General features: G+C 63.4%; 26 protein-coding genes. 9 read left to right on the forward strand and 17 right to left on the reverse strand.

Annotated features, from left to right (window positions below; all coding sequences use genetic code 11):
* Nucleotides 1-59: 59 nt before the first annotated feature.
* Nucleotides 60-935: a flagellin N-terminal helical domain-containing protein gene (locus FHS92_RS07625; protein WP_184079226.1), complete on the forward strand. Its 876-nt coding sequence runs from the start codon at nt 60-62 to the stop codon at nt 933-935.
* Between the two features lie 490 nt (nt 936-1,425).
* On the opposite strand, the gene FHS92_RS07635 is transcribed toward FHS92_RS07625, so the two are convergent.
* Genes FHS92_RS07635 through FHS92_RS07645 form a run of 3 tightly spaced genes read right to left on the reverse strand, consistent with a single transcriptional unit; the run spans nt 1,426 to nt 3,947 of the window.
* Nucleotides 1,426-1,761, reverse strand: coding sequence for a 2Fe-2S iron-sulfur cluster-binding protein (locus tag FHS92_RS07635; protein ID WP_184079230.1), 336 nt, complete (start codon nt 1,759-1,761; stop codon nt 1,426-1,428).
* A gap of 27 nt (nt 1,762-1,788) precedes the next feature.
* Nucleotides 1,789-2,925 carry a cysteine desulfurase family protein gene (locus FHS92_RS07640; RefSeq protein ID WP_184079232.1) on the reverse strand — a complete coding sequence of 379 codons (1,137 nt, stop codon included), beginning with the start codon at nt 2,923-2,925 and terminating at the stop codon, nt 1,789-1,791.
* On the reverse strand, nt 2,895-3,947 hold the full coding sequence (locus FHS92_RS07645) for an aminotransferase class V-fold PLP-dependent enzyme (protein WP_184079234.1): 1,053 nt from the start codon (nt 3,945-3,947) through the stop codon (nt 2,895-2,897). The genes FHS92_RS07640 and FHS92_RS07645 overlap by 31 nt, the downstream gene beginning before the upstream one ends.
* A gap of 115 nt (nt 3,948-4,062) precedes the next feature.
* On the opposite strand from FHS92_RS07645, the gene FHS92_RS07650 reads away from it, so the two are divergent.
* Nucleotides 4,063-4,719, forward strand: coding sequence for an alpha/beta hydrolase (locus FHS92_RS07650; protein ID WP_184079236.1), 657 nt, complete (start codon nt 4,063-4,065; stop codon nt 4,717-4,719).
* A 91-nt stretch (nt 4,720-4,810) separates the two neighbouring features.
* Here FHS92_RS07650 and FHS92_RS07655 read toward each other — a convergent pair whose 3' ends face one another.
* Genes FHS92_RS07655 through FHS92_RS07675 form a run of 5 tightly spaced genes read right to left on the reverse strand, consistent with a single transcriptional unit; the run spans nt 4,811 to nt 11,612 of the window.
* A complete protein-coding gene (locus tag FHS92_RS07655) occupies nt 4,811-6,454 on the reverse strand; it encodes a long-chain-fatty-acid--CoA ligase (protein ID WP_184079238.1) in 1,644 nt (547 codons plus the stop codon).
* Nucleotides 6,441-6,746: a DUF4387 domain-containing protein gene (locus FHS92_RS07660; protein WP_184079240.1), complete on the reverse strand. Its 306-nt coding sequence runs from the start codon at nt 6,744-6,746 to the stop codon at nt 6,441-6,443. The genes FHS92_RS07655 and FHS92_RS07660 overlap by 14 nt, the downstream gene beginning before the upstream one ends.
* Nucleotides 6,739-8,121 carry an acyclic terpene utilization AtuA family protein gene (locus FHS92_RS07665; RefSeq protein WP_184079242.1) on the reverse strand — a complete coding sequence of 461 codons (1,383 nt, stop codon included), beginning with the start codon at nt 8,119-8,121 and terminating at the stop codon, nt 6,739-6,741. Before FHS92_RS07665 ends, FHS92_RS07660 begins: the two co-directional genes overlap by 8 nt.
* Nucleotides 8,122-8,128: 7 nt before the next feature.
* Nucleotides 8,129-9,412, reverse strand: a complete 1,284-nt coding sequence (locus tag FHS92_RS07670) for a CitMHS family transporter (protein ID WP_184079243.1) — start codon at nt 9,410-9,412, stop codon at nt 8,129-8,131.
* A 34-nt stretch (nt 9,413-9,446) separates the two neighbouring features.
* The gene (locus FHS92_RS07675; protein ID WP_184079245.1) at nt 9,447-11,612 is read right to left on the reverse strand and encodes a TonB-dependent receptor; all 2,166 of its coding nucleotides are present in this window, start codon (nt 11,610-11,612) and stop codon (nt 9,447-9,449) included.
* A 103-nt stretch (nt 11,613-11,715) separates the two neighbouring features.
* Here FHS92_RS07675 and FHS92_RS07680 point away from each other — a divergent pair, with 103 nt between their 5' ends.
* Nucleotides 11,716-12,912, forward strand: a complete 1,197-nt coding sequence (locus FHS92_RS07680) for a citrate synthase (RefSeq protein WP_184079247.1) — start codon at nt 11,716-11,718, stop codon at nt 12,910-12,912.
* Between the two features lie 99 nt (nt 12,913-13,011).
* The gene (locus FHS92_RS07685; RefSeq protein ID WP_184079248.1) at nt 13,012-13,356 is read left to right on the forward strand and encodes a glycine zipper 2TM domain-containing protein; all 345 of its coding nucleotides are present in this window, start codon (nt 13,012-13,014) and stop codon (nt 13,354-13,356) included.
* A 39-nt stretch (nt 13,357-13,395) separates the two neighbouring features.
* On the opposite strand, the gene FHS92_RS07690 is transcribed toward FHS92_RS07685, so the two are convergent.
* The gene (locus FHS92_RS07690; protein WP_184079250.1) at nt 13,396-13,785 is read right to left on the reverse strand and encodes a cupredoxin domain-containing protein; all 390 of its coding nucleotides are present in this window, start codon (nt 13,783-13,785) and stop codon (nt 13,396-13,398) included.
* A gap of 193 nt (nt 13,786-13,978) precedes the next feature.
* On the opposite strand from FHS92_RS07690, the gene FHS92_RS07695 reads away from it, so the two are divergent.
* Nucleotides 13,979-14,443 (forward strand): Hsp20 family protein, encoded by a 465-nt coding sequence (locus tag FHS92_RS07695; RefSeq protein WP_184079252.1) that lies wholly within the window; start codon nt 13,979-13,981, stop codon nt 14,441-14,443.
* Between the two features lie 175 nt (nt 14,444-14,618).
* On the opposite strand, the gene FHS92_RS07700 is transcribed toward FHS92_RS07695, so the two are convergent.
* The 8 genes from FHS92_RS07700 to FHS92_RS07735 form a co-directional block, all read right to left on the reverse strand.
* Nucleotides 14,619-15,359 carry a FliA/WhiG family RNA polymerase sigma factor gene (locus FHS92_RS07700; RefSeq protein WP_184079254.1) on the reverse strand — a complete coding sequence of 247 codons (741 nt, stop codon included), beginning with the start codon at nt 15,357-15,359 and terminating at the stop codon, nt 14,619-14,621.
* A 15-nt stretch (nt 15,360-15,374) separates the two neighbouring features.
* Nucleotides 15,375-17,531: a flagellar biosynthesis protein FlhA gene (flhA, locus tag FHS92_RS07705; protein WP_184079256.1), complete on the reverse strand. Its 2,157-nt coding sequence runs from the start codon at nt 17,529-17,531 to the stop codon at nt 15,375-15,377.
* Nucleotides 17,532-17,540: 9 nt separating this feature from the next.
* Nucleotides 17,541-18,362: a lysozyme family protein gene (locus FHS92_RS07710; RefSeq protein ID WP_184079258.1), complete on the reverse strand. Its 822-nt coding sequence runs from the start codon at nt 18,360-18,362 to the stop codon at nt 17,541-17,543.
* A 119-nt stretch (nt 18,363-18,481) separates the two neighbouring features.
* Nucleotides 18,482-18,790 carry a hypothetical protein gene (locus FHS92_RS07715; protein ID WP_184079259.1) on the reverse strand — a complete coding sequence of 103 codons (309 nt, stop codon included), beginning with the start codon at nt 18,788-18,790 and terminating at the stop codon, nt 18,482-18,484.
* Nucleotides 18,790-19,083 carry a flagellar biosynthesis anti-sigma factor FlgM gene (flgM, locus tag FHS92_RS07720; protein WP_184079260.1) on the reverse strand — a complete coding sequence of 98 codons (294 nt, stop codon included), beginning with the start codon at nt 19,081-19,083 and terminating at the stop codon, nt 18,790-18,792. Before flgM ends, FHS92_RS07715 begins: the two co-directional genes overlap by 1 nt.
* Before the next feature lie 44 nt (nt 19,084-19,127).
* Nucleotides 19,128-19,670, reverse strand: coding sequence for a flagella basal body P-ring formation protein FlgA (locus FHS92_RS07725; RefSeq protein ID WP_246351863.1), 543 nt, complete (start codon nt 19,668-19,670; stop codon nt 19,128-19,130).
* Nucleotides 19,671-19,758: 88 nt separating this feature from the next.
* Complete coding sequence (locus FHS92_RS07730) at nt 19,759-20,241, reverse strand: flagellar motor protein MotB (RefSeq protein WP_184079261.1); 483 nt, start codon at nt 20,239-20,241, stop codon at nt 19,759-19,761.
* Nucleotides 20,238-20,906, reverse strand: coding sequence for a motility protein A (locus tag FHS92_RS07735; protein WP_184080237.1), 669 nt, complete (start codon nt 20,904-20,906; stop codon nt 20,238-20,240). Before FHS92_RS07735 ends, FHS92_RS07730 begins: the two co-directional genes overlap by 4 nt.
* Nucleotides 20,907-21,191: 285 nt before the next feature.
* Between FHS92_RS07735 and flgB the strand changes: the two genes are divergently transcribed.
* Genes flgB through FHS92_RS07755 form a run of 4 tightly spaced genes read left to right on the forward strand, consistent with a single transcriptional unit; the run spans nt 21,192 to nt 23,452 of the window.
* Nucleotides 21,192-21,548 (forward strand): flagellar basal body rod protein FlgB, encoded by a 357-nt coding sequence (gene flgB / locus FHS92_RS07740; RefSeq protein ID WP_184080238.1) that lies wholly within the window; start codon nt 21,192-21,194, stop codon nt 21,546-21,548.
* Between the two features lie 17 nt (nt 21,549-21,565).
* Complete coding sequence (gene flgC / locus FHS92_RS07745; RefSeq protein ID WP_184080239.1) at nt 21,566-21,958, forward strand: flagellar basal body rod protein FlgC; 393 nt, start codon at nt 21,566-21,568, stop codon at nt 21,956-21,958.
* Complete coding sequence (locus FHS92_RS07750) at nt 21,955-22,593, forward strand: flagellar hook assembly protein FlgD (protein WP_184079262.1); 639 nt, start codon at nt 21,955-21,957, stop codon at nt 22,591-22,593. Before flgC ends, FHS92_RS07750 begins: the two co-directional genes overlap by 4 nt.
* 28 nt (nt 22,594-22,621) lie before the next feature.
* Nucleotides 22,622-23,452 carry a flagellar hook-basal body complex protein gene (locus FHS92_RS07755; RefSeq protein WP_184079263.1) on the forward strand — a complete coding sequence of 277 codons (831 nt, stop codon included), beginning with the start codon at nt 22,622-22,624 and terminating at the stop codon, nt 23,450-23,452.
* Nucleotides 23,453-23,457 lie beyond the last annotated feature (5 nt).

Here is a 23,457-nt window from a genome sequence, read left to right on the forward strand (position 1 = left end):
TCGAGGCCGCAAGCACAGTTAGGCAAGCGACCTGATATTAGCGGGAAAGGAATTTTCACATGACTGTTATCGGAACCAACGTCGCCGCCATGCGCGCTCAGGCTGCTTCTTCTTCGGCCTCGAACCAGCTGCAGGCTTCCATGGAGCGTCTGTCTTCGGGCAAGCGCATCAACAGCGCGAAGGACGACGCTGCCGGCCTCGCCATCGCCACCAAGATGACTGCCCAGATCCGTGGCCTGAACGCCGCGGCTCGCAACGCCAACGACGGCATCTCCCTGGCGCAGACCGCGGAAGGCGCACTTGGCCAGATCAGCAACATCGTCCAGCGCGTTCGTGAACTGGCCGTCCAGTCGGCGAACGGCACCGTCACCAACGCAGACCGTCTGGGCCTCGACAACGAAAGCCGCGCGCTGCTCGACCAGATCGACCAGATCGCGACGAAGACCAACTTCAATGGCGTGAACCTGCTCGACGGTTCGGCGGCCAGCGTCAGCATCCAGACCGGGACCGGCGCGAGCGACACCGTCGCCATCAACCTCGCCGATGCCCGCGTCAATACGCTGAACATCAAGAAGGCTGCTACCCAAGCAGGCACGCCTGCTGCGGCCGCCGGTACACCCCCGGTCGGTGGTGAAATCGACCTTGCGACGGCCGCCAACGCTTCTGCGGCGCTCACGCAGATCGACACGGCTCTGTCCACCGTTGCTGCTGCCCGTGCGTCGCTCGGCGCCAGCCAGAACCGTCTGGCGGTCACTGTCGACAACATCACGTCGACCGTCACCAACCTGTCGGATGCCCGTTCGCGGATCGAAGACGTCGATTTCTCGGCGGAAACGACGAACCTCGCCAAGGCGCAGATCCTGAGCCAGGCTTCCACCGCGATGATCGCTCAGGCGAACCAGGCTCAGCAGGGTGTTCTCTCGCTGATCCGCTAAGCGGAAATGAATTGAACGGCTGAGGTACTGGTCCACCGACAGCCGCTCATAAGACCCCCGGCATCTAAAGGTCCCCACCGTGCCGGGGGTCCTCCCTTTCGATCAAACGGCCAATCTCGAAACCCTCGTCCCCCCGGGCGAGGGTTTTTTTGGTATGAGAAGTCACCCGTTCATCCTGAGTAGCGCTGAGCTTGCCGAAGACCCGTATCGAAGGATACTTCGATACGCCGCTTCGACTGGCTCAGCGGCTACTCAGCACGAACGGGGTAACTGTGACGGAATCCGCCAGACCCCCATTTGATCGAGATCAATGCGCCCAGCGCGCGTTACCGTCAGATCGTCCCACAATCTGAGGAGACGATCATGACCTACCTGACCCAGCCTTATGTGGTGATGGCTATTGTTGCCATCGCCATCTTTTCCGCCGTGTTGCTCGCGGTGTCCATTTCCGACGCCCGCCTGAACCGCTAGTTCCCCTATGCGGGGCGTTTCACACGCCCTGCATATTACGGCTTTCCGGCGGGATTTGCACGGTCAGGGTGTCCATATCCGCGGGTATGTCAATCTGACAGGAGAGGCGGCTGGTGCGCGTCGCGGCAGCGGCGAGATCGAGCATGTCTTCCTCGTCTTCGCTCGCGCGCGGTAATCGGGCAAAATCCTCGGCCGCTACGATGACGTGGCAGGTCGAACAGGCCATCTGTCCCTCGCACGTCCCTTCCAGCGGCTGGCCGCAGCCCTGCGCAATGTCGAGAAGATTGTCCCCCGCGCCCGCCCGCACCTCGCGAATCTGCTTCCCATCGGCGCTGATGAAACGGACCAGGGTCATGTCGTCGTCATCCTCTCTCCCCCCGCGTCACTGCTGTGACGCGGCGTGATTGATCGCCTCGGCCGCCTTCTCCAGTTCCTCGCACGTTGTATATCGACCGAATCCCAGCCGGACCGCGCTTTGTGCCTCTTTCTTCGACAATCCAATCGCGTGCAAGACATGACTGGGTCGGCCGGACCCGCTGGCGCATGCAGACCCCAGAGAAAAGGCGACGTTGCGACATTCTGACAACAGTCGGGCAGCATCGATCCCGTCGCGACGGATGTTGAGATTGCCGCAATAGCGCGCCTCGACGCTCCCGTTGATTGTCCAGTCCGCGAACAGATCCCGCGCGCGGTCCCATAAGGCTTGGACATGCCCGGCATCATCCGCCGCCCGCTCCGCCATCAGTGCGGCCGCCACTCCGAAACCCACACACAGCGCGGGCGATAGCGTGCCGGGTCGCAAGCCCGCCTCCTGCCCCCCGCCATGCAGCAGCGGCGGCAAATCCAGCCCATCGCGCAGCCACAGTCCGCCGATGCCTTTGGGACCATGAACCTTGTGGGCGCTCACCGCGATCAGGTCCGCGTTGCGGGGCAGCGGGACCCGTCCAAAGGCCTGCACCGCGTCGCACAGAAACAGCGCGCCCGCCGCCTGCGCCTGCGCCGCCAGCGCCTCGACCGGCTGGATCACGCCGATTTCGTTGTTGACCAGCATGACGGCGACGAGCGCCGTCCGGTCGTCCATCGCTGCTGCCGCCTCGGGCAGGTCCAGCAGTCCGTTAGCCCCCACCGGCAGCAGGATCGGTTCAAATCCCTCGCTCTCCAGCGCCAGTACCGTGTCACGCACAGCGGCATGTTCGGTCGCGACCGTCAGCACGCGGATCCGGCGCGGGTCTGCCCGGCGCATCCTTCGCGCCGCGCCGACGATGGCGATGTTGAGCGCCTCGGTCGCGCCCGATGTGAAGATCAGGCGGCCCGGCGGCAGATCGAGCGCCGCCATGACCCGCTCTCGCGCTACCTCCACCGCCGCCGCCGCCGCGCGCCCCGGCTTATGGGCACTGTGCGGGTTTGCGAAATGGTCGCGCAGCCACGGCACCATCGCCTCGAACACCTGCGGAGCGAGCGGGGTCGTCGCCTGATAGTCGAGGTAGATCACGCCGCGCCGCCCGCGAGGCTTTGCCATAGGTGAAGAAAGCGGTCGATGTCGCCCGCACTCGTCTGCGGACCGAAGCTGACGCGGATCACCTCGTCCGCATCCTCCGCGCGCCAGCCGATGGCGGAGAGCACCGGGCTGGTCTTGAGCGTGCCGGAGGAACAGGCCGCCCCCGCCGATACCGAGACGCCCGCCATGTCGAAGCGGATCAGCTGCACGCGCGCCGACACACCGGGCATGCGATAGCTGGCGATAGTCGCAATCCGCTCCGCCGCGTCGGCAACGACAATGCCGCCCGCCTCACGGATGCCGCTGTCGAGCAGGGTGCGCAGGCCCGCCACGCCCGCCATCCAGTCGCGGTTTTCTTCAAGCGCCGCAGCCATGCCGAGCACGCCCGGCACATTTTCCGTTCCCCCGCGATAGCCCCGTTCCTGCCCACCGACCGGGGAAAGCACGGCAAGATCCTTCACCAGCAGCGCACCCACACCCGGCGGTCCGCCGAATTTATGAGCGCTCAGCGCGATCATGTCCGCGTCCATCGGCAGCGCGATCTTGCCCGCACTCTGCGCGCAGTCGACGAACAGCGTACCGCCGGTGCCATGAATCTCCGCCGCCAGCGTGGCGACCGGCTGGATGACCCCCGTCTCGTTGTTCACATGCTGGATCGCGTGGAGCGCCCCCGCGACGGTTTCCCGCACGACGCCGTCGCCATCGACAGCGAGGCGCGTCGCGTCCGCCGTCATCCGCAGCACCGCGTCGTGCTCCACCGGCGACGTCACCACCCGCTCCGCGCGGGCGCGGCCCAGCCCCAGCGCGATCGCCTCGCTTGCACCAGACGTGAAGATGACCGCGCCGTCCCAGTCCAGCGCCCGGCATATCCGCGCCCGCGCATCTTCCAGCATCGCGCGCGCTGCCCGCCCGTCGGCATGCGGCGAAGATGGATTGGCCCAATGCTGAAATCCCTCTGCAACCGCCAGACGCGCTCCCTCGCACACGGGCGTGGTCGCCGCATGATCGAGATATAATCGTGGCAGGGGAACGGCTTCGGTCACAAACGACTCAATTGATTGCGAAAGGGACGCGATTTCCTATATAGGCGGCGTTTCTCCTGCAACCGGCCCTTATGCCGGAGCAGTTCCTTGTTCTTATGCCAGTCAGCCAGGTGCTATGCCAGACGTCATTTTCCCAGGGCCGGAAGGCCGCCTCGAGGGCCGTTTCAGCCCGCCCCCCCGCCCCCGCGCTCCCGTCGCGATGATCCTGCATCCCCACCCGCAGGGTGGCGGTACGATGAACGACCGGATTACGCAGGCGCTGTACAAGACCTTCGTGAAGCGCGGCTTCGCGGTACTCCGGTTCAACTTCCGGGGCGTAGGCCGCAGCCAGGGCACGTTCGACAATGGCGTGGGCGAACTGTCCGATGCCGCGGCCGCGCTCGACTGGGTGCAGAGTTTCCATCCCGAAGCGCAGACCACGTGGATCGCCGGATTCTCGTTCGGCGCATGGATCGCGATGCAGCTGCTGATGCGCCGACCGGAAGTGCGCGGGTTCATCTCCGTCGCGCCGCCCGCCAACATGTATGATTTCAGCTTCCTCGCGCCCTGTCCCGCATCCGGAATCATCGTGCAGGGCACCGCTGACGAAGTGGTGACCGCAGGCGCGGTGCAGAAGCTTGTCGACAAGCTGCGCACGCAAAAGGGCATCACCATCCATCACGACGAAATCCGTGGGGCCAACCACTTCTTCGAGCATGAGCTGGACCAGTTGATGATGTCCGTCGACAATTATCTCGACATGCGCCTCGCCCCGGATTCGCCCATCCGCTGAGCGGGGTGCGCGACATCCGATCGGAAGCATAGGGAGTTCCTGAAGGGCCGTTGGCCCATGCGGGCGGTGCGCACGCCTCCGGAATGTCCGGTCAATCGCCGCGCAATTCCTTTTTCGACAGCTTGCCGATCAGGGTCTTGGGCAGTTCGTCGCGAAATTCAATGTCGCGCGGCATTTCGATCTTGCTGATACGCGACGTGAGGAACGCGCGCAGATCATCGGCGGTCGCAGCGGAGCCGGGTCGCTTCCGGACGAACGCCTTGGGCGCCTCCCCGCGATAGGGGTCGGGCACGCCGATCACGGTCACCTCCAGCACGTCCTCATGCTCATAGAGCGCGTCCTCGATGACGCGCGGATAGACATTATATCCACCGCACAGGATCAGGTCCTTGATCCGGTCGACCAGAAAGAGGAAGCCGTCCGCGTCAAACCTGCCGACATCTCCGGTGCGCAGGAACCCGTCGCGAAGAACCTCGGCGCTCTCCTCCGGCCGGTTCCAGTACCCCCTCATCACTTGGGGACCCGACACCCACACCTCACCCGCCGCCCCGGCGGGAACCGTTCGTGACAAATCGTCGAGGTCACGCAGCTCGATGGTGGTGCGGGGGAAGGGTCTGCCGACGCTGCCTACACGACCCTTCTCCGTCAGCGAATTGGACGCCACGATCGGCGACGCCTCCGACAGACCATAGCCCTCACTGAGGACAATGCCCGTATGTCTCTCGAATTGCGCGAGCATCTCCGGCGGCAGGGGCGCACCCCCACTGATGCAACAGCGTAGCCGCTTGAAGCCGGGCGTATGGGGACCGATATGCTCGTTAAGCTTGCCGATCAGGGTCGGCACGGCGAACAATCGATGCGGCCGGGTACGCGCCATCGTTTTGAGGAAGCTGTCCAGTTCGAATCGGGGGAGCAGGACGATCTCCGCACCGGTCAGGATCGAATAATTGAGCACCGTGGTCAGCGCGAAGACATGGAACATCGGCAGCACGCCGATCACCCGTTCCGGCGTGGATGGCAGGCCCCTGTCATGGTCTCGCATCTGCAGCGCGTTGGCGATCAGGCTCGCGTGCGTCAGCATCGCACCCTTGGGCACGCCGGTCGTCCCGCCGGTATATTGCAGGACCGCGACATCACCCGGATCTCTGGCACGATCGGCGGGCCGCCCGGTCGCACGCTCCAGCATCCGGTAGGGAAGATGAAATTCGTCGTTCGGAACACGCAGGATGCTCCGGCGAGCCAGAAACCGGTAGGCGATGCCCTTGATGGGCGGCAGCGCGGCGGCAATCGGGCAGACGATGATGCGCCGCACACCTGCCGCACCCGCGGCGGCGCTGGCCTTGGCATGGATATCGCGATCGTCGGGGACGGCCAGCAGGCGCGCACCGGAGTCGGCCAGCACATGGCCCATTTCCCGCTCCGTGTAGAGCGGGTTCATCGCCACCACGATCCCGCCAGCGCGCAGCACGGCAAAATACAGGATCACGAAATAGGACGTGTTAGGTAGACAGAGGCACATGCGATCGCCCGGCGCGAGGCCGAGATCCTGCAGCGCGCGCGCCACCCGTTCCACCCTGGCCGCCAGACCAGCATAGGACATCGACCGGCCCATGAAATCAAGCGCAACGGACTCCGGGCTGCGACGGGCGGACTGCGCGAGAAGATCGGGCAGCAGGCGCGGCTCGCCCGGTTCCCGGGGATCGGAAACAGGGGCCGAGCGCTCAGACCTCGACATGGCACAGCCTTACATATTGCTGGCCGCCGTGCATGTCGCGCTCGTCCGGCCCACCTTGTGCAACCGCGCGGGGATAAGAGAATTTGACGACCGCCAGTTCGGGCACCACGAATTTGCGGACGCTCTCCGACGGCACGCCGTACAGGCGCGCAATGGCCTCGCTTGCCAGCGCAGGCGTGTGGGCATAACGCGCAAAGCGCTCCGCATCGGCGAAGAACAGGTCGATCGTGATCCAGAACGGTCCTGCATTTTTCGACCGGATGTGGCGGCAGACGTCGCTGAGTTTAGCCATGGGCCGCCTCCGGCATGCGCAATTCCATCCGCACCCGCTCCATGGGGTCGTCTACGCGAACCCGGTGATTGAGCCGGAAGGAATAGACCTCGCCCCGTTCGATTTCGGCGGGCGAGAAGGGAAACGCATAGCTTGGCAGCTCCATGTCGAGATCAAGCGGCATGTGAAAGAAATAGGGATTGCAGTTCTTGGCGATCTGTGTGGCAATCTCCTGCGTCTGCGCCGTTGCGACGAAGAGCAGGCCGATTTCCTGCGGCGGCGTCGCCGAAAGCGGCACGCCCGAAACCCCGCTCCAGCCATAAGGGCGCAGCGAGATCGTGAACGCCCCCGCCCGCTCGCCCATCGTCGCGTGGACCCGCTGTTCCAGGAGCATCTGCATCTGTCCGAGAAACCGTGGGAGCTCTGCCAGCACCTTCGGGTCCTGAATGCCGATGAGCATCAATGTCTGGAACCCGTCGCCCGACGCGCCCTCCAGCTTCATCGTATAGGGAGCGGGTTCGAAGAGCGATCCGGACACCTGAACCCGGCGATCGTCAAGCGCCCGATAGCGCGCGCTGCGCACGTCCAGAACGCCGCCCGGCTCATGCAGGAGATAGGGATCGCTGTTCTCATAGAGCATATGCGCCGATACCGACTCGACCGAACACCGGTTGGGGGACGCAAGCGGCTCCACGATGAAGCCATTGTCCCCCACCCGGATCATCACTCCGCCCTCGCGCGGGTTCACCGTGCACTGGCCGCCGCATTCGGAAATCTTGCCCGCGTGCCACGCCGCACCGGCATCACGTCCCCGCATCAAAGGTACAGCGGCGATCACAGCGGTATCGGTTGTTCGCCCGCCCAGCACGATATCGGCCCCCGCCTCCAGCGCAGCAATATAGGGCTCCGGCCCCATCAGTGCGACGATGTGACGGCAGTCGCGGAACACCGCCTTGTCGACCCCGGACATGGGGGCCAGGGGCTCGATCCGGTTCTCGTCCGCCGCGCGCTCCAGCGAGTCCGGGGTCTGCTCGGAATAGAGAAGCGCGATCCGCGGAGACAATTTCTCTTCGCGCGCGATTTCCAGCGCGATTGCGTGGGTCCAGTCGAGCGCCCCGTCGCAGCCCGATGTTCCGCAGGAGCCGATCAGCAGCGGAATGCCTGCGGCGGCCTGCGCGCGCATCAGAATTGCAAGATCCGCCTTCACCGAATCCCGCCCATATTTGGAAACACCCGTGGCGAGATAGGCGGGTCCGCTGTCCGTCGATCCTGCGTCGCAGGCTATGGCATGTGCGCCCGCGGCAATTCCCGCCGCGACATCGCTTTCCCGGATGCCGCCGCCAAGCGCGCCCACCGGCACCAGAACGTTCGTCGTGTCTTCACTATGCTCAGGCATGGTCTTCCTAGTATATGGCGCCAGAGAGGATCGCCGCGGCGATCATGACGAGGGTCAGCAATGCGGCCCATTTCAGGCCGAAACGCTGGAGCTCGCCCACGTCGCGATCCAGGAGACCCGCCACGAGATACACGGCGGGAACGAGCGGGCTCATGGCATGAATGGGCGCGCCCAGCAGGGATGCGCGGGCGATGTCCACCACGGGCACGCCATGTTCCGCGGCGGTGCGTGCGATGATCGGCACCACCCCAAAAAAATAGGCATCGGTCGACAGGATGAAGCTGAGCGGTGCAGCGGCCAACGCCGTCAGCGGCCCCATCCACGCGCCCGCCCCCTCCGGTATGGCCCGGAGCGGAAGCTGAGCCATCGCGTCAAGCATTCCGGTGCCGGAGAGGATACCGGTAAAAATGCCTGCCGCCAGAATCAGCAGGACGATCGGCAACGCATTTTCGGCGTGGCTGGCAAGGCGCGCCCGTTGATCGGTGAGACGCGGATAGTTGATCATCACAGCGAGCGCGAGCGCGATCATGAACAGCAGCGGCAAGGGCATCGCGTGCACGACTGCTCCCCCCACCACCGCAAGGGTGAGCGCGAGATTGACAGGCAGCATCCGGGGTCGCTTCAGGCTGTCATCCTGATCGGGACCACTCGGTGAACCCTGAGGCTCCAGCGCGACCACGCCAAGCCGACGACGTTCTTGGCTGCCCAGATACCAGGCAAAGGCCATGGTGGTCGCCAGCCCGGCCGCTATGGTGGGCAGGAGCGGGAGAAAAATGTCGGACGGGTCGACGCGCAGCGCGGCGGCAACCCGTCCGACCGGCCCGCCCCACGGAAACAGATTGAGGATGCTGTTCGCGCTGCCCAGCAGCACCGCGATGATAAGGGGGTTCATGCCCAGCCGCCGGTAGACGGGAAGGAAAGCGGTGATCGTCACCAGGGCGGTCGTGGTCCCGTCGCCATCCAGCGAAACGATGGTCGCAACCACCGCCGTGCCCATAGCCACTTTCAGGGGGTCGCCGCCCGCAAAGCGCATGACCCGTGTAACCAGCGGATCGAAAAGGCCCGCATCGATCATGATGCCGAAATACAGGATGGCGAAAAGCAGGAGGATGGCGGTCGGCGCAAGTTGCGTCACACCCTCGAGCGCCATCGGGCCAAGATCCGCGCCATGCCCGGCCAGCAGCCCGAAGAGGATCGGCAGGAGGATCAGCGCCACCAAAGCGGACAGCCGCCGCGTCATGATAAGCACCATGAACGCGACGACCATCGTGTAACCAAGCACCGTCAGCATCGAAGCGGCATCCCTCGCTGCGTCTTGCTGCCCATCAATAGCGCCATGTCAGCGTCGCGCCATAGGTGCGCGGCGGACCATAGGTGGCGAAATGCCCGCCCAGCAGCAGGAACTGGTGCGTAATATAGGTTTTGTCTCCTAGATTCTGCCCCCAGATCGAGAGGCTGAGCCCCTTGTCTGCATGGTCAATCACGATACGGGCATCCACCAGCGTCTTGGACGGCCGTATCGTCAGCGGATTGTTGTTGAAGTCGTCGTAGATCTTGCTTTCATATTGATAGTCCAACGTGGTCGTCACGGACAGGGCATCGCTGACATCGAACCGGAAGGACGGCGAGAGCACCAGCTTGTCGTGCGGCGAACGGGTCAACCGGTTGCCGGAATAATTCTGGCCGTTGTCGATAAGCTCGCGAAATTTGCCGTCGGTGAGGGCATAGCTGCCCGAAAGCGTAAAGCCACCAAATGGCCCAGCTGTCGCCTCGACCTCCAGTCCCTTGATGCGCGCGGACCCGGCATTGACCGTGAAGGTATCGAGACCGATCGTCCGGCGGACCTGAAGATCGGAATAGTCGATGCGGTACACACTGGTGTTGAGCAGCAGCTTCCGGTCGAACAGGCGGGTCTTGGCGCCAATCTCGAAGTTGGTGGCCGCTTCGGGCGAAAAGGGCGTTCGCGCCGATGTCGCACTGGCGGGCGTATCCTGAAACCCACCGCTCTTGAAGCCGCTCGACACCAGCGCGTAGACCATAATGTCCTTCGCTGGCCGATATTGCACGCCCGCGCGGTACGTCAGCTTGTCCCAGCCCTTGTCGGCTTCGATCGTGTAGCGTGCACCTGCCCGCAGCAACGCGGTGGAGTTCGCGTTGGTGAGGTCATAGTCCTTGTGGTCATAGGAATAGCGCACACCGCCGAAGACGGACACCGCATCGATCAGTGGCACCGTAACATCCGCAAAAACGGCATAGCTGTCGATCTTCGCGCGCTGGTCGAACTGGTCCCGCGCCAGGAACGTGCCGCTGGGCGCGGGCGGCGCATCGACGATCAGCGAGTCGGTACGGCGGGTGTTCTGGTGGTAATAATATGCACCGAGCACCCACTTCACCGCGCTGGAGGACGGAGCCGCAACCCGCAGTTCCTGGCTCCAAAAGCGGGATGTTTCAAAATTCCCGCCGCGCGCGTTGATCCGGTTGGTGGTGGGATTGCCGCCGTCGGCATCCTCGAATGCGGCATAATCGAGCCAGCGATAGGACGTGATCGACGAAATCGTGAACGGATCGAGTTCCCAGTCGATGCTGCCGCGCACACCATAGCTTTCGCGGTTCTGATAGCCGTTGGTATCCTGCCGGACATGGTCGGGAACGGTATCGATGGCGTTGGCCCACACCGGCGCGCGCGAACTGCTCGGGTCCACACCGACCGTATGCCGGTTGCTGCCCGCCATATGGTCCCGGCGATAATCGCCCGCCACGAGAACGGAGAGACGCTCGGTCGGCTCGACCAGCGCCTGCGCCCGGACGAACCGCGCATCCTCGTCGTCCACGCGGCCGCCGATCGCGATGTTGCGCGCAAAACCATCCCGGTTGCGCAATCCGCCCGTCACCCGCAGCGCCGCCGTGCCGGACAAGGGCACATTCACGAACGCGGCGACATCCTTCCGGTCGTAATTGCCGAGCGTCGTTTGGACGGATGCGCCGAAGTCACCCAGCGTCGGCCGCTGGTTGACGATGTGAATGAGGCCGCCGACGACATTCTTGCCCCACAGCGTCCCCTGCGGCCCCTTCAGTACCTCGATCCGCGCCACATCGAAGGCATCGAACGCAATGGCGCCCGGTCGTCCATAATAGACTTCGTCGACATAGACCGCGGTCGAGGGATCGCCCGCCGCGCCCCGGTCCGACGATCCAATGCCACGAATGGCCGGTCGGGGCTGGGTAACGGGGAAATTGTCAAACCCAAGACCGGGAACCCGGTTGGCGAGATCGCCGACCCGGTCGACCCGCGCCTCTTCGACCTGCCCGCCGCTAAGCACGCTGAGCGTCATCGGCACGTCCTGCACATTCTGAGCGCGCTTCTGCGCCGTAACGACGATCTCCTGGATCGCGCCGGTGTCGGATCCGGCATCCGGAGCCGGTACCGTCGTCTGCGCATGCGCACTGGCTGCAAGCCAAAGGCACGGGGCCACCATGTAATTCCTGTTCATCACACCCTCCCTACCGCCTTGATGGCGATTTATGAGCGCAACTTGACAACGCGACTCCATACATGTCAATCTTGATTGATTTTGTACATATGAAGCACTGTTGATGACTGACACGGATCTGTATATCGATGCCGCCGGGGCCGCGGACCTTCTCGGCATTTCTACCGCGACTCTCTACGCGTATGTGAGCCGCAAGGGCCTACGGTCTTTCCCCGTCCCCGGCACCAAAAAGCGCCGCTATTGGCGCGCGGATATAGAGGCGCTTCGCCACCCCTCCACCGCCACGGATCCGGTGACAACCCAGATGCTGGTCAAGTCGACAAGCCTGACCCTCCTGACGGAAACCGGGCTGTTTTATCGAGGCCAGAGCGCCATCGCTCTGGCCGACAGCGTGACACTCGAAGACGTCGCGATGCTCCTGTGGGGTGCATCAAGCGATAACTTCGGAGCTGTCCCGCCCGGCATTTTCAGCGACCTTCCCGATGTACACCATCCCGATGAACGGCTCCCGAAGATCGACCGCGCGCTTTCGATTCTGCCGATCATGGAATACGCCTATCCACAGGGCGCCGACCTGTCGCCGGAAGGCTTTTCGGCAACCAGCGCCCGGCTGGTCCGCTGGTTCGCATGCTTCATCAGCGACGCCGCGCCGCGCCATTCCGATCAGCCGGTGCACGTCACGATCAGCGGGCTTTCGCCGGCTCCCGCTCTCTTCGGGGACCTGATCCGCCGCGCCCTGGTGCTCGCGGCGGATCATGAGCTGGACCCCACGACTTACGCCGTGCGCGCGGCAGCCAACACCGGCATCACCCCGTTCGGCGCAGCTCTCGTCGGCCTGGTGGCGGCCCGGGGCCAACGGCTGCGCCGCGCAAGGGCGCTCACCACGGCGCGTTTCGTACAGCATCTCGTCAACAGCCGCGATCCGGCGGGGGAGATGGTGCGGCTGGTCCGGGCAGGCGAACCTATTCCCGGCTTCGTGTCGCGGGACGCGCCGGAGGGCCATGACCCGCGCGCCGCCGCGCTCACCGGTGCAATGCGTGAGCAACTGGCCGACGACAGCGATTTCCGCAGGCTCGATCACGCCATTACGGCTGCGATGGACCTGCGGCAGGCCACACCGGAATTCATTCTGCCGGTTGCATTCCTGGGGCTGAAGCTGGGATTTGAAGAAGAGCCGCTGCTGTTCTCCACTCCTGGCCGTCTCGTCGGCTGGCTGGCGCACGCGCAGGAACAATATACGGCCAGCGAATTCATCCGGCCCCGCGCCGCCTATACCGGGATATTGCCTGTCCGCGCGTAAGGCGCACCAGCCCGCCGCCATGTGACGATTGCGTTTCATGCAACTCCTCGCGTCGCAAATCGTTAACGCCTGACCCCCAACAAAAGAAGGTTCAGGCCCATGCGTACTCCCATCATTCTTGCCGCTTTGGCATCCATTCCCCTTGCCGCCTGCTCGTCCTATGACAACGGCCCTCGCTACGCGTCCGATGGACCGCGCCAATATCGACCGGGGGATAATTATTATCTGTCCGACAATGATCCCATCTATCGCGACAATGACGGACGCTATTATTGCAAGAAGCCCGATGGCACGACCGGCGCCATCGTCGGCGGCGTAGCGGGTGGCGTCCTCGGCAACATCATCGCGCCGGGCGGAAGCAAGACGCTTGGCACCATCCTTGGCGCTGCAGGCGGTGCGCTCGCCGGACAGGCGATCGATCGCAAAAACGTCCGCTGCGAATAAAACGGTTCCCCGCCGCCCGCATCCTGCCGGGCGGCGGATTCACCGGACGGCGATATCACCTTTCATGCCCAGGCCGCTGTGCAGAAAATGCGTGCAGCGCACCGGGTAATCCCCTCGCACCGGCGTCAGCACGACATCCGTGCTTTCGCCCTTGCGCAGTTCGACCTTCCCGTCCTTCAGCTTCCCCGGAGCATCGATCTGGGCTGCCGCGAAAAATTCCGGCGCCGCGAAATTGTGGCCGCCCGATCCCGCATTGACGAAATGCAGGTCGACCTTCTCCCCGGCCTTGAGCTGCACATGGTCTGGCGCGAACCGGAAATTGGAAAGCGTGATATCCACGCGCCGTTCGGGACCGGTCGCTCCCAGCACCCCGGGGACAATCATAGCGAAGATCGCGATCCCAAGACCTAAACGTCCTGTACGGGTCATACGGCATCTCCTCACAAGCGTTGCGGCCCGTGATAGCACTCTTGGCCCTCCACAGCCATCACCCTATGCCTCTTGAAATGCCTTTTTCCTGACATATCTCGATGCTGTCCGGGGACATGATGTGCCGGACAGCATATGTCCGGGCGCCGATGATCGGGTCCGGAGTTCAACTTGCTCTGATGAGGATTTGACCATGCGTAACTTTGACCTGACCCCCTATCGCCGTTCCACCGTCGGTTTCGATCGGCTGTTTGACCTGATCGAAAACAACGCCCGTGTGGCGCAGAGCGATAACTACCCCCCCTTCAACATCGAACGACTGAGCGAGGATCGCTACCGCGTGACGCTCGCCGTCGCCGGTTTCCGCGAGGATGAGCTGGATATCACCGCGCAACAGAATCTGTTGCAGGTCTCCGGCCGCAAGGCGGAACTCGCCAATGACGAGCGCGCCAAGTTCGTCCATGTCGGGATCGCCAACCGCAGTTTCGAGCGCCGCTTCGAGCTCGCCGATTTCGTGCGTGTGGACAATGCCGCGCTTGCTGACGGCCTGCTCGTGATAGAGCTGGTACGCGAAGTCCCCGAAGCCATGAAGCCCAAGAAGATCGCCATCAACGGTGGCCAGCTTGTGGAAATCAAGGGTGACCGCAACGCCGCATAATCGCGGAATGAATGATGAAACGCAGGGGAGCCGTGGCAACGCGGCTCCCTTTTTTACGCGCCAGAATGCCATTCATGGTGAGCTTGTCTGGCCGAAGGCGACCGAGGATCAACCCCAGTCCTTTTTCATAAGAGCGGCCGTTCGACAGGCCTAGCGAACGGATGGAGCGAAGTGTTTACCCGTCCCACTGCCCTAGCATGCCGCGCAATTTATCGAGCGCGGATTTCTTGATCTGGCACACCCGCGCCGCACCGATGTCCAGCGTTGCGCCAATTTCCTCCAGGTTCATTTCCTCGACGAAATAGAGTTGCAGCACGATCGCTTCCCTCTCGGGCAGCTTGGTGATGCATCCGGCCAGCGCCTTTTTCAGCGATTCCTTTTCCAGCACCGTGTCCGCACGGTCCTCGACATCGGCGAACCACATCGACTGGTCGGAATAGACCTCCTCGATGCTCTGTTCCTGCACCATTTCCGCGCTGTCGGCGAACTCGCGATAGTCGGACGGCGACAGGTTCATCTCGGCGCCCATCTCGGCTTCGGTAGGCGGCCGACCGAAGCGCTGTTCCAGCCGCTTGCGCACCGCGCCCAGTTCCTTGCGGCGGCCCATGGCCGACCGGCAGAGCGTCGCGTGGCGGCGGAGCGTGTCGATCATCGCTCCGCGAATGCGCATCTGCGCGTAGCTCGCAAAGCCGAAGCCACGATCCTCATAGCCATTGGCAGCTTCGACCAGCGCAACCATGCCGATCTGGAGCAGGTCCTCGATTTCGATGGCGCTCGACACCCGGCCGTGCACATGCCAGGCGACCTTGCGCACCAGCGGCATATATTGCCGCGCCAGTTGCTCGGGACGGAGGGCACCCGCCTTCTTGCCGTAGGTCAGGCTCTCGGAGCCGGGTTCCAGCTTGCTCATATACATTGCCTATGCGTCCCCTCAGCCGATACGCTCGCGCGATCCGCCGGAAATCTGGCCGTTGGGGATCTGTGCGGGAATCGGGTCATGGCGCGGCTGCGGCTTCTCGCCGCCAACGACCGCGACCACCTCGACAGGCTTGCCGTCGGGAATTTCCAGAAAGGACAGCACCGGCGTTTCCGGCAGATGCGGCTTGAACAGACGTGCGAGCGCACGGCGCGCGAGCGGCGACGTGACAATCGCGAAATTGCGCGCTTCGCCCATGATTGGCCGGGCGGCCTGCACCACCGTATCGACAATGCGGTTGGCAAGCGCGGGCTCGATCGGGTGCTTGGCGTCGCCCGCCACCCGCATCGCCTGCGCCAGCAATCCTTCGAGATCCCCGTCGAGCGTGATGACGGGCAGCGGCATTTTCACCGGCACCAAAGTCTGGATGATCAGCGAACCGATCCGCTGGCGCACCGCCTCGACCAGTTGCTCGTGGCTGAGATCCGGCTTCCACGCGTCGATCATCGCTTCGCACAGGCGACGGAAGTCCTTCAGGGGTACACCCTCGGCGAGTAGCGCGCGGGAGATCGCGGCGATCTGCGCCAGGCTCAGCATCGCAGGGGTCAGCCCGTCGACCAGTTGCGGCGAGGCTTCCTTCAGCGCGTCGAGCAACTTGCGTGCTTCGTCGAGGCCGAACATCTCGCTGGCGTTCATGGCGATCAGCTGGTTGAGGTGCGTCGCGACCACCGTCGCCGGGTCGACCACCGTATAGCCCGCGACCACCGCTTCGCTGCGTTTGTCGGGCGTGATCCACACCGCGTCCAACCCGAATGTTGGATCCTTTGCCGCGCGACCGTCCACAACACCGTCCAGCGCGCCGCTGTCGAGCGCCAGCAAATCGTCGGGCCAGATCTCGTCCTCGCCAACGATCACGCCACCGATGGTAATGCGATAGCAATTGGGTTCGAGAGCGAGATTGTCCTTTACGCGCACCAGCGGCACGACAAAGCCCAGCTCACGCGACAATTGACGACGGATACCCGTGATGCGCCCCATGAGCGGAGCGCCCTTGCGCTCATCGACCATCGCGATGAGGCCATAGCCGATTTCGAGGCCAAGCACCGCGCCATCGGACACATCGCCCCATTCGATGTTCGCCGGATTGGCGGGTTCTTCCGGAGCGGGAGCCGCAGCGGCCGTCGCCGCGTCTTTGGCGGATTGGCGTAACTTCCACGCGATAAACCCAGCAAGACCGGCAGCGGGCAGCACGATGAAATGCGGCATACCAGGCAGGAGCCCAAGAATGCCGAGAATCGCCGCGACCGGTACCCATGCCTTGCCAGCACCGAATTGCGACGCGATCTGGCCGGAAAGGTCATGCTCGCTGCTGACGCGCGTAACGATGCTCGCAGCAGCAATCGACAGCAGCAAGGCCGGAACCTGCGCGACTAGCGCATCGCCGATCGCGAGAATAATATATGTCTGCGCGGCCTGCGAGAGGCTTAGGCCGTGGCTGACCACGCCCAATATGATGCCACCCAGAATGTTGATGACGAGGATCAGCACGCCGGCAACAGCATCGCCCTTCACAAACTTCGACGCACCGTCCATCGACCCGTAGAAATCTGCCTCGGTGGCGACTTCCTGCCGCCGCGCCTTGGCTTCTTCCGGCGTCAGCAAACCCGCATTAAGGTCCGCGTCGATTGCCATCTGCTTGCCCGGCAATGCGTCGAGAGTAAAGCGCGCCGACACTTCGGACACGCGGCCCGCGCCCTTGGTGATGACGACGAGGTTGATGATCATCAGGATCGCGAACACGAACAGGCCAACGACATAATCGCCGCCGATCAGGAAATGACCGAAGGCTTCGATAACATGGCCTGCAGCGTCCGCGCCTTCATGCCCGTCGACCAGCACCACGCGCGTGGATGCAACGTTCAGCGCCAGCCGCAGCAACGTTGCAAACAGCAACACCGTCGGGAAGCTGGAAAAATCGAGCGGCTTGGCCGCGTTCAGCGCCACCATAAGTACCGCGAGGCTGATCATGATGTTTGTAATGAACCCGATATCGAGCATGATCGCAGGAACCGGCACGATCATGAACAGCACGAGCATCAGCGTCGCCATCGGCAGCACCGCGCCCTTCGCCGCGCTCATCCAGAGTTTACCGGTCACTTCCTGACGAGTCATCGCTGCGGTTTACCTTCCGAAGGTGGCGAGCATGAGATAGGCGAGACGCGCGGTCTCCGGCTGCGGCCGAATCATTGCGTCGGAGGATGTCTGCTGAGCGAGGCGAGCGGTTTCGACGCGCACATAATCGGCGGGCTGTACCGCCTGCGCAGGCGCGGGAAGATCGGGCGCAGACCTGTCGTTCATCGCCCATTGCGTGCCACGCGCCAACTTGTTCTGGAACCGGTCTCGAATATCCGCAAAGCTGCGGGCATTGCCCTGCTTGTCATAGAAAATGGAATGGTTTGCACGCGCCGCCGCCGGAAACAGCGCCGCCGCGTTTGCATCGGGCGACTGGTCGTAGGCGCGCAAAAACTTGCTCGCGCCGCCCACGCCCAGGAAGTGCGCGAGGTAGAGATCGACCGATTCGACCGGTCGGCCGAGCCGCTGCTCCAGATAGTTTTTGTTGTCGGCGGCGTGTTCTGCCGCCATGACAGAAGCGGTCTCGGGATGATTGCGCAGGTCGAGAATTTGCTGCCGCAATTCCGGGTCGGCGACATAATAGCGCCCATTCGCGCCCTGCCCGATCGCATCGGCAGCCCAACCCAACCCATATTCCGAGCCATGGTCGTGAACGACCGCAAGCCAGCTCTGGTCGACAAACTGATACAATCCGGTCGCTGACGACGTGCCCGCGCGCGCCGTGGGGTTGAGGCTGCTTTCGATCTTCGCCTGGCCGAGCAGATAACCGAAATCCATTCCGGTCCTGCGACTGGCAAGCGCAATGGCGTTGGTAACGCGATCGCGTCCCGCCGTGCTTCCCGAAATGAGCATGTCCGCGAACGCCGACATTGAAATTCCCTGTTTTTATGCAGGGTCATTTAAGCAAGCAGCATGCCAATATTTGGTTAACGCAGGAGAAGGAAATGTGATGTTCTGCAAAAAAGATCCGGAATGAACCCGATCTGCGTTCAACGGCCGTAAGTGAGTTTGGCGCCGTCGCTGCCATAATCAGCCAGCAGGGATATCCTCTGGCGGACATGGTCGGACGCCATGTTGACGCGCAACCGCGCCGAATCGATCATCGGCAGCAACGACTGGATCTTTTCGTGCAGTGCCGGATCCTGGCGCCATGCGCCCTGTGCGCGGATGTCACTGGTGATCGCGCGTACCTCGCTCGACGCGGCGAGAATCGCCGCCGGATCATTGGCATCAAGCGCGCTGCGCAACGTGCCAAACGCCCTGTGCAGACTGTCAATCGCGGCAGACCCAGTGGGCATTAGTGCGGTTCCCCGCTCTCGTCGGGCAGGTCGAGTGCGATCATGCGCTCGGCGATTTTCTCGGCATTGACCGGGTAATTGCCAGAAGCGATAGCTGACTTGATCGCCGCCACCCGGTCCATGTCGACCGGAGCGCCTTCCGCCGCCATCCGCGCGGCCGGTGTCGCAGATGCGCCGCTCGATGCCTCGGACAGGCTCGATCCCGCCGTGGAAGCGGCGCGGGCCTTGCTGCCCTCGCGCGACTTGGCAAGCTCTATCGGAGAGCTGATTGCCTGGCCTATCGACTTGATCATGAAACCGTCCTTTTCGTCATCTGCGCATCTATATACGGCAGCCCTCAGAAATCTTTAAATCCCGGCGCACGTACGATACCGATTTCCACGACCTGCGCCAGCACAGGGTCGCTTTTGCGGTCTTCACGAACGCGGATCATCTGTCCGGCGGCGCCGTCTTCATCGGCGATCATCATGCGCGACACCTGAAACGCGGCGCCGCCTGCCACCAATTGCACTGGATCGCCCTTTTTGACGACAATTTCGCGGCTGGCCGGAGCCACGGTGCGAGGCCGCATGTAGGAAGCCGGGGCGGCAGACGGCGTACCCGACCCCTGCAGACTCACACTCAGCGGCACACGAATACGCCAGCCCAGCGTTTTGCACTGCACGATGGCTGCACCGAATACAGGCCCCTGCACATCGGGTACTTCTGGGCAAGCCGCCAACCGCAGCCGACGATCGACAGGAGAGACAGGGCCACCCGGCTCCCCGAGATTGGCGCCGACGGTCATCGCCACCAAACCATCGATCCGGTCGAGATTCTCGAATTTTTGCTGGGCGAACACCGGGCTGGCACTCATTCCGACCAGCAGCACAGCGATCATCGTCACTTCGCGCACGTCGCATTCTCCTGTTTTGGGCCATCACGCACCCATCAGGATTATATAAGCAAGAACTGTGCCAATATGGGAATTAATGCGCGGGGCGGTAGCGGAAGGTAAATGTCTGCCCCTTGGCTGCGCTCGCCTGACTCTGGTCCAGCCCCCGGATCACGATACGGCGGGGCTCGATACCCGCATGGGTCAACGCGCGAGCCACCGAGCCAAGGCGCGCTGCCGAAAGATCCCAGCTATCGAAGCGCAACGTCGTTCCACCCTGCCCGACTGAATGGATCTCCACGATGTCGCTCGACCCCCTCATTTTTTGGGCGACCTTGACGATTTCCCCGTTGCCCTGCGGACCAATCATCGCCTCGCCCGGCGCGAACAGAGCATCGGCGCGCAGTACGTCAGATCCGGCGGTGGGCGCGCCGAACTCCCTCGCGATCTGGCCGACGATTTCCTGCTGCCGTCCCGCGTTGGCGTGTAGCAGCACGAAAAAGCCGAGCAGAAGCAGCGCCAAATCAGCAAAGCTGATCGCCCAGCGGTTACGCCGTGTGAGAGCGATTGCCTTCATGCGACTTCGCGGATCGAGGCGCGGCGCACTGGCGCGGTTTCCCGCCGCGCGACTACCAGCATGCGGCGGCACAGTTCGTGCTGCCACATCAGCTCGCGCTCGGACAGGTCAGTGAGGCGCGCGGCAATCGGGGCCGCCACGAAATTGGCAAGGATTACGCCGTACAGCGTCGTCAACAACGCCAGCGCCATCGACGGACCGATCTTCGCGGCGTCATCCATCCCGGCGAACATGCCGACGAGGCCGATGATCGTCCCAGCCATGCCCAATGCAGGCGCTGCGTCCGCCACAGCGTTCCAGAATTTGTGTGCCTGCCCATGGCGCGCGGTCCGGTCCGCGAGCGCCTGTTCCGCCCACATCTCGAACCGGTCGACATTCTCGGTATCGGCAAGCTTGCGCACCGCGAGCGCGAGAAAGGGATTGGCTGCCTTCACCCGGTCCGTGCAGGATAGGCCGCGCAGGTTGGCGAGGTGATCCACCTTGGTCATGGTCGCGCGCGCCAGCAGCATGTCGCGGTCCGGGTCGGCGCGCCAGAGGGCGCTCAGCGCGCGGAATGCCCGGCCCGCGCCCCGCGCGCCGTTCTGCATCGTCGCGACGGCGAAGCAGCCGCCCAGCATCACCGAAAATGTCACGGGGTTCAGCAGATTCCCCAGCATTGCGAGCATCACCATCTCCCCGGTGGCTTCGCGCCACGAATTCCGTTCCCCGGCCCCAGCCGAACCGCCCGCAGAGCGCATCGGCAAAGAATTGCCGCACACCGGCAACAAATTGCCGCGCGCGATCTGCCGCATACGGAAAGCCGCACGAATGCGCGGTTTTCGGAATATGTCATACAGCCACCGCACAATTGGCACGGCCCTTGCTAGATACAGATCGGATGATCCGCCCGCATGGTCCGCAAGGGTTATAACGGCGCCGGGTTCAAACATTTTAGGACGGTCGGAAGAAAAATGGCTTTGGAAGACAGTTTGTTCGGAGTGCACGGAAAGGCGCTGGAGCTTCGCTCGCAGCGACTGAACCTGCTTGCCTCCAACATCGCCAACGCTTCGACGCCGGGATACAAGGCCCGCGACCTCGATTTTGACGCCGCGCTCAAGACCGCCACGCAGGGTCAGACTTCAGTCGACAACGCCGCACAGGGCGCGATGGGTTATCGCATCCCGCTGCAGCCCAGCGTGGACGGCAACACGGTAGAGCTTTCGACCGAACAGACGTTGTTCGCAGAAAACGCCGTCAAATACCGCACCACGCTCTCCTTTCTGGAAAGCCGCATCAACACCATCAACCGCGCCTTGCGAGGAGAATGAGCATGGCCAACAACCCCATGAGCGTCTTCGACATCGCGGGCAGGGCAATGTCGGCCCAGCTCGTCCGCCTGAACGCCACAGCCTCCAATATGGCCAATGCCGGTAATGTCAGCGGCAGCGAGGCACAGGCCTACCGCGCAATCCGTCCGGTGTTCCGTTCCTCGACCGAGCGCCCCGGCGTCTCCACGGTCGATGTCGAGCAGGTCGTCACCACCAACGCCAAGCCCGTGAAGCGCCACGACCCGGCCCACCCGCTCGCCGACAAGAACGGCGATGTGTGGGAAGCCGCCGTCGATAGCAGCGCCGAGCTGGTCGATATGATCGAATCCTCCCGCAACTATCAGAACAATGTGCAGGTCCTCCAGACCGCAAAATCGCTGATGCTCGACACCATAAGGATGGGCAAATGACCACCATTGATACCAGCCTGACGACCGGCGGAACCGCCAGCACCCTCAAGCAGCAACAGCTTGGCCAGATGGATTTCCTCAAGCTGCTCACGGCGCAGCTCCAGACGCAAGATCCCTTCGAACCGATGGATAACTCTCAGATGGTCGCCCAGATGGCGACAATCACCAACGCCAGCGGCGTGGCGGAGATGAACCAGACGCTGTCCTCGATCAAGGATCAGCTCGCGGGCAATCGCCTTGGCGATGCGGCGAGCTGGATCGGCCGGTCGATGCTGGTCAAGAGCAATATCGCGGCTCCCGATGCATCGGGCCAGTATATCGGCCAGATCACCCTGCCAGAAGCCGCCGAAAATGTGAGCATCGAGCTGGTCGACGGCAGCGGCGGCGTGGTCCACACAATCGAGATGGGCGCGCGCGGCAAGGGCGACACGTCCTTCTACTGGGACGGCAAGGACGCCGACGGCAACCAGATCGGCACCCAGCCGCTGCAGGTCCGCGTCAAGGGCGTCACTCCCACGAGTGTCGCCACTTGGACACCGATCGCAGCGGTCCAATCACCCGGCGACGGCACCAACGCTAAACTCATTACTCCCTTGGGCAGCTACAGCCCGACCGACGCGCTGCGTCTTGCCTAATCCACAGATCACCACGAGGAGTTAGTCCATGTCCTTCTATATCTCGCTTTCCGGCCTCAAGGCGGCGCAGGCCGATCTTTCGACCATTTCGAACAACGTCGCCAACGTGAACGCGACCGCCTTCAAGAAGAGCCGCTCGAACTTCGGTGACATCTTCGCAGCCGCGCCGATGCAGACGACGACGCAGGTCGCCGGCCAGGGTACACGCATCAACGGCATCCAGCAGCAATTTACGCAGGGCACGATCGAAACGACCGACAAGACGCTCGACCTCGCGATCACCGGCGAATCGTTCTTCACCGTCCGCACGCCTCCGCCGACCGCGCAGATCAGCTACACGCGCAATGGCGCGTTCGAGCTGGACGAGAACCGCTATGTCGTCGACACCGTAGGCGGTCGTTTGCAAGTTCTACCGGTCGACGCAAACGGCGTGCCGACCAGCACCGCCGCAGGATCGCTGAGCGATCTCCAGATTCCCGTTTCCAAGCCTGGCGCACCCACGGTGCAGCTGTCGAGCGTCGGCGTATCGGTCGCCGGTCTGGTGACCGCCACGTTCGCGGACGGCACGACCCAGATGCTTGGTACGGTCGCCATGGCAGCCTTCCCCTCGCAGGAAGGCCTGCGTCAGCAGGGCGATGCGCACTGGCAGGCGACGTTGCAGAGCGGCGATGCCGTGTACGGTCAGGGCAATGCCGGTCTCTATGGCGCAGTTCGCTCGGGTGCGCTCGAACGTTCCAACGTCGACATTACGGAAGAACTCGTGGCGCTGATCTCCGCCCAGCGGAATTTCCAGGCGAACGCCAAGGCGATCGAATCCGCGTCGAACATGACGCAGGCGATCGTCAACCTGCGCTCTTAACGCGG

This window comes from Sphingobium subterraneum, from assembly GCF_014199435.1.
In the GTDB taxonomy this organism is placed as follows: domain Bacteria; phylum Pseudomonadota; class Alphaproteobacteria; order Sphingomonadales; family Sphingomonadaceae; genus Sphingobium; species Sphingobium subterraneum.

What these genes read in the sequence shown, in the direction of transcription:
- FHS92_RS07625 (WP_184079226.1), top strand. Translation starts at nt 60, where the DNA reads ATGACTGTTATCGGAACCAACGTCGCCGCCATGCGCGCTCAGGCTGCT.
- FHS92_RS07635 (WP_184079230.1), bottom strand. Translation starts at nt 1,761, where the DNA reads ATGACCCTGGTCCGTTTCATCAGCGCCGATGGGAAGCAGATTCGCGAG.
- FHS92_RS07640 (WP_184079232.1), bottom strand. Translation starts at nt 2,925, where the DNA reads ATGGCAAAGCCTCGCGGGCGGCGCGGCGTGATCTACCTCGACTATCAG.
- FHS92_RS07650 (WP_184079236.1), top strand. Translation starts at nt 4,063, where the DNA reads ATGCCAGACGTCATTTTCCCAGGGCCGGAAGGCCGCCTCGAGGGCCGT.
- FHS92_RS07655 (WP_184079238.1), bottom strand. Translation starts at nt 6,454, where the DNA reads ATGTCGAGGTCTGAGCGCTCGGCCCCTGTTTCCGATCCCCGGGAACCG.
- FHS92_RS07660 (WP_184079240.1), bottom strand. Translation starts at nt 6,746, where the DNA reads ATGGCTAAACTCAGCGACGTCTGCCGCCACATCCGGTCGAAAAATGCA.
- FHS92_RS07665 (WP_184079242.1), bottom strand. Translation starts at nt 8,121, where the DNA reads ATGCCTGAGCATAGTGAAGACACGACGAACGTTCTGGTGCCGGTGGGC.
- FHS92_RS07670 (WP_184079243.1), bottom strand. Translation starts at nt 9,412, where the DNA reads ATGCTGACGGTGCTTGGTTACACGATGGTCGTCGCGTTCATGGTGCTT.
- FHS92_RS07675 (WP_184079245.1), bottom strand. Translation starts at nt 11,612, where the DNA reads ATGAACAGGAATTACATGGTGGCCCCGTGCCTTTGGCTTGCAGCCAGT.
- FHS92_RS07680 (WP_184079247.1), top strand. Translation starts at nt 11,716, where the DNA reads ATGACTGACACGGATCTGTATATCGATGCCGCCGGGGCCGCGGACCTT.
- FHS92_RS07685 (WP_184079248.1), top strand. Translation starts at nt 13,012, where the DNA reads ATGCGTACTCCCATCATTCTTGCCGCTTTGGCATCCATTCCCCTTGCC.
- FHS92_RS07690 (WP_184079250.1), bottom strand. Translation starts at nt 13,785, where the DNA reads ATGACCCGTACAGGACGTTTAGGTCTTGGGATCGCGATCTTCGCTATG.
- FHS92_RS07695 (WP_184079252.1), top strand. Translation starts at nt 13,979, where the DNA reads ATGCGTAACTTTGACCTGACCCCCTATCGCCGTTCCACCGTCGGTTTC.
- FHS92_RS07700 (WP_184079254.1), bottom strand. Translation starts at nt 15,359, where the DNA reads ATGTATATGAGCAAGCTGGAACCCGGCTCCGAGAGCCTGACCTACGGC.
- flhA (WP_184079256.1), bottom strand. Translation starts at nt 17,531, where the DNA reads ATGACTCGTCAGGAAGTGACCGGTAAACTCTGGATGAGCGCGGCGAAG.
- FHS92_RS07710 (WP_184079258.1), bottom strand. Translation starts at nt 18,362, where the DNA reads ATGTCGGCGTTCGCGGACATGCTCATTTCGGGAAGCACGGCGGGACGC.
- FHS92_RS07715 (WP_184079259.1), bottom strand. Translation starts at nt 18,790, where the DNA reads ATGCCCACTGGGTCTGCCGCGATTGACAGTCTGCACAGGGCGTTTGGC.
- flgM (WP_184079260.1), bottom strand. Translation starts at nt 19,083, where the DNA reads ATGATCAAGTCGATAGGCCAGGCAATCAGCTCTCCGATAGAGCTTGCC.
- FHS92_RS07725 (WP_246351863.1), bottom strand. Translation starts at nt 19,670, where the DNA reads ATGATCGCTGTGCTGCTGGTCGGAATGAGTGCCAGCCCGGTGTTCGCC.
- FHS92_RS07730 (WP_184079261.1), bottom strand. Translation starts at nt 20,241, where the DNA reads ATGAAGGCAATCGCTCTCACACGGCGTAACCGCTGGGCGATCAGCTTT.
- FHS92_RS07735 (WP_184080237.1), bottom strand. Translation starts at nt 20,906, where the DNA reads ATGCTCGCAATGCTGGGGAATCTGCTGAACCCCGTGACATTTTCGGTG.
- flgB (WP_184080238.1), top strand. Translation starts at nt 21,192, where the DNA reads ATGGCTTTGGAAGACAGTTTGTTCGGAGTGCACGGAAAGGCGCTGGAG.
- flgC (WP_184080239.1), top strand. Translation starts at nt 21,566, where the DNA reads ATGAGCGTCTTCGACATCGCGGGCAGGGCAATGTCGGCCCAGCTCGTC.
- FHS92_RS07750 (WP_184079262.1), top strand. Translation starts at nt 21,955, where the DNA reads ATGACCACCATTGATACCAGCCTGACGACCGGCGGAACCGCCAGCACC.
- FHS92_RS07755 (WP_184079263.1), top strand. Translation starts at nt 22,622, where the DNA reads ATGTCCTTCTATATCTCGCTTTCCGGCCTCAAGGCGGCGCAGGCCGAT.